Origin of the sequence: Rhizobium sp. PEPV16 (assembly GCF_008919455.1) — a bacterium.
GTDB classification, from domain to species: domain Bacteria; phylum Pseudomonadota; class Alphaproteobacteria; order Rhizobiales; family Rhizobiaceae; genus Rhizobium; species Rhizobium leguminosarum_Q.
This window is the reverse complement of sequence record NZ_VSZV01000249.1, coordinates 8077-11902: the sequence shown is the minus strand read 5'-3', so window position 1 is coordinate 11902 and position 3826 is coordinate 8077. Positions and strand designations below refer to the sequence as shown.

Annotated in this window: 3 protein-coding genes; 2 read left to right on the top strand and 1 reads right to left on the bottom strand. The window is 61.4% G+C overall.

Annotation, left to right across the window (positions count from 1 at the left end):
* Positions 1-216 precede the first annotated feature (216 nt).
* Entirely contained in the window at positions 217-1020 is an 804-nt protein-coding gene (locus tag FY112_RS09470) for a class I SAM-dependent methyltransferase (RefSeq protein WP_151518259.1), read from the top strand.
* Between the two features lie 461 nt (positions 1021-1481).
* On the top strand, positions 1482-2735 hold the full coding sequence (locus tag FY112_RS09465) for an MFS transporter (RefSeq protein ID WP_151518258.1): 1254 nt from the start codon (positions 1482-1484) through the stop codon (positions 2733-2735).
* A gap of 49 nt (positions 2736-2784) precedes the next feature.
* Here FY112_RS09465 and FY112_RS09460 read toward each other — a convergent pair whose 3' ends face one another.
* Entirely contained in the window at positions 2785-3741 is a 957-nt protein-coding gene (locus FY112_RS09460; protein ID WP_151518257.1) for an RDD family protein, read from the bottom strand.
* Positions 3742-3826 lie beyond the last annotated feature (85 nt).

Here is a 3826-nt window from a genome sequence, read left to right as displayed (position 1 = left end):
GTTGATCCGTCGAGGCTTCGCCCTATAGGCTGCGCGCCTTAGGATAAGGGATGTTGGATGCCGGGCTCTCCGCCGCGGCAGGGCAAGAGGTGCGCCCCCCAGGGCATCTGGACTTGCCCGTCTGACCGCCGGCGCTTGGGAGAAGTCCGCTTGCACAGTCGCCAGCGAACGCTAGTATTCAATCGAAGACCTGTGTCCTTGAGGGAGGAGGCTTCGATGCCGTCGAGTTTCAATGTCGAAAGTGCCGATGGTTATGAACGGCTGATGGGGCGCTGGAGCAGGAAGCTGGCGCCGATGCTCATCGATTTCGCCGGTCTCGCGGATGGCGACCGGGTGCTCGATGTCGGCTGCGGCACCGGCAGCCTGGCGTTCACGCTGGCGGAAACGCCGGGCCTGCAGGAGATCGTCGCCGTCGACTATTCGCCGGTCTTCGTCGAGGCCGCAACGCGGCGCAACACCGATCCGCGCGTATCGATCCGGCAGGCCGATGCCTGCGCGCTTCCCTTCGAGGATAACCGCTTCGACAGGGCGATGTCGCTGCTCGTGCTGCATTTCGTGCCGGAAGCGGGAAAGGCGGTATCCGAGATGCGCCGTGTGGTGCGCCCGGGCGGCGTGGTCGCGGCCGCCGTCTGGGACCATTATGGCGGCATGTCCGGCATGCGGATGATGTGGGATACGGTGGCAATGCTGGATGAAAATGCGCTGGCCCTGCGACGCAGATATTGTTTCCAGCCGATGATGCGGCCGGGGGAAATGAAGGAAAGCTTCATCGCGCAGGGGCTTGCCGACGTCGAGGAAACCTCGCTGCTGATCCGGATGGAATACCTCTCCTTCGAAGACTACTGGGACCCGATCGCCGCCGGCGAGGGACCGCTCGGCAAGTATGTCGCGGGGCTGGACCCGGCGAAGCGAACGGCTGTGGATGCCGCCGTCAGGGCGGCATATGAGGCCGGCGAGCCGGATGGATCGCGGTCGTTTGCGGCGGTTGCTTGGGCGTGTCGGGGCAGGGTGGCGGACTGATTAGCGGGAGCGCCACCTCCTCTAAAGGGAGAATCGTGCTGCTCCCTCTTCTCCCCAGCGGGGAGAAGGTGGCCCGAAGGGTCGGATGAGGGGGGCGGCACGGTACACCTTTGCTTGCCTTCGCTTACGCTCAGTGCATTCGCGGCTTTGCCGCTCGCCCCCTCATCGCCTCGCTATTGCTCCGGCACTTCTCCCCGCTGGGGAGAAGAGGCAGGCAGCGGCCCGCATGTGCCAACGTGAAAGGCAGGGTGCTGGAAGGTGTACGCCTTCCAATATGGCGCTGGAGTGCCACCCGATCACGGCAATCGTGATGGAACAGGGGCAGCATTGCTGACGTTATCGCCCGCTGTCTCCGGCTGCAAACGCTGCCGTAACAGTATCACCCGCCCGTTTCGGGCACCCCTTCCGACGGCATCCGGAATTGCCCGCCTCGCCGCCGCTTTCGGACGGAGGAATATCAGATGTCCGCTTTGGAAAGCCTGCGCCGGCTGACGCCGCAGCAGCGCAACACCGTCATCGCCAGCTATCTCGGCTGGACGCTCGACGCTTTCGATTTCTTCATTCTCGTCTTCGTTCTCAAATATATAGCCGAGGAATTCCACACCGACGTTCCCGCCGTCTCGGTGGCGATCTTCCTGACGCTTGCCATGCGGGCGCTCGGCGCGCTGGTCTTCGGGCTGGCGGCTGACCATTACGGGCGTCGCATCACGCTGATGGCTGACGTGCTGCTCTATTCGCTGTTCGAGTTCCTGACCGGCTTCTCCACCGGGCTCACCATGTTCCTTGTGCTCAGGGCGCTCTACGGAATCGCCATGGGTGGCGAATGGGGCGTCGGCGCTTCCCTTGTCATGGAGACGGTGCCGGAGGAAAGCCGCGGCATCGTCTCGGGCATCCTGCAGGCCGGCTATCCCTCCGGCTATCTGATCGCCTCGATCGTGTTCTTCCTGCTCTTTCCTGTCATCGGCTGGCGCGGCATGTTCTTTGTCGGCGCGGTGCCGGCGCTGCTGGTGCTCTACATCAGGCGCAATGTCGAGGAGAGCCCGGCCTTCCTGAAGCGGCAGGCCGAAGGGCGCCGGCCGTTCCTGACGGTCTTGCGCGAGAATATTCCACTGTTCATCTGGGCGGTGCTCCTGATGACGGCGTTCAATTTCTTCAGCCACGGCACGCAGGATATCTACCCGACCTTCCTCGAGACGCAGCGCAACTATTCGAGCTACACGGTTGGCGCGATCGCCATCGTCTACAATATTGGGGCGATCTGCGGCGGGCTGTTCTTCGGCGCACTGTCGCAGCGGATCGGGCGCAAAAAGGCAATCGTCATCGCCGCGTTGATCGCCGTGCCCGTCGCGCCGCTCTGGGCCCATGCGCCCGGGCCGGTGCTGCTCGCCATCGGCGCCTTCCTGATGCAGTTCTTCGTCCAGGGCGCCTGGGGCATCGTGCCGGTGCATCTGAACGAGCTGTCGCCGGACGAGGTGCGCGGCACATTCCCCGGCTTTGCCTACCAGCTCGGCAACCTGCTGGCCTCGGGCAATGCGACGCTGCAGGCAGGGCTCGCCGCTCGCTGGGACGGCGACTATGCCTATGCGCTCCTGATCGTCGCGGCAGTCGTGGCGCTCATCGTCGCGGTCCTTGCCGGCTTCGGCTACGAGAAGAAGGATGTCCGCTTCGGCACGGAGGAGGCCGAGGAACCGCATGGCGCGGTTCCCAGCGCCTGACTTCTTTTCGATGGAGGCCGCGCCAAAGGCGCGGCCTCCTTTGCGCTGCTCAATAAGGTGCTTGAAGGTAGGCCCTTCGCCTCCGGCGGCGGCTACCACGAATAGGCGCCAGCCTGCGGTAAATTCGTGGCCTGTTTTGCTTGGTCCGTGCTTCAATGGGGCGGCTTGCCTCCAGGGTCGTTACGACTTTGCAGGCGCAGATGCGATCGTAATAGACCTGTCCTTTCCACTCGACGAACGGCAACAGCCACCAGGCCATGGCCGCAACTGTCAGCAGAACATAGTATCCTGTCCCGCCATCGTCGGGGATCGTATATCCGTCGCGCATCATGCGCAGCAACGTGTCGAAGTCTTCCGTGGGAAGAATTGGAAGCAGCGAAAACACGAACGCGGTAACGCTGAAAAAGAGGTTAGGACTGAATTTCAGGAACTCGCGTTTGAATGTAGTGCCGATGCCGGGATTTTGCCCATCGACAGACTGGACCTTCAAGCCCGCGAACAACTTTCCGATAGTGCGTCGGCCATTCGCAGAGAAGTAAGCGAACGCCCACGCGACTAGCACGGTGTTTGCTACGCCTGACACTAGGATTGAATACGCGGGCAACGGTGTGGTCACCGGATTGTTGTGTGCGTCGAGAGGAAAGGTCGGCATATCATTCCAGACCCAATGTTCTGTATCTTCCGCAGCACCTGTCCGCAGGTATCTCTGCTTTCCTAAAGCGATTTGCGTTACTTCGCAGATTGAGGTCTCGCGGTACTCGTTTCCTCTCAATGGCCATCCGGCATCAATTCGCTGCGCAAGCTGGTCTGGGACCGTCACGCCGCACCAAGTAGATGCCCAGCCAGGGAAACGGAAATCTAAGTAGAATGTTGCTGAAATGTGGGAGACGACTAACAGGATGACTGCCTGGAAGATGATAAGATCGATGGTGAAAGCTTCGAGGCGTCGCCAAAAATATCGAGGAGGCAAAGTAACGGGCTGCGGTATTTCGGCGGTGTAAGTCATATGCTCCCCAAAACATCGATGCCATCTGGTCCGGCGCAAAGATACTTTTCAACATTAAGTAGCAAATTTCGCCATAATTGATACA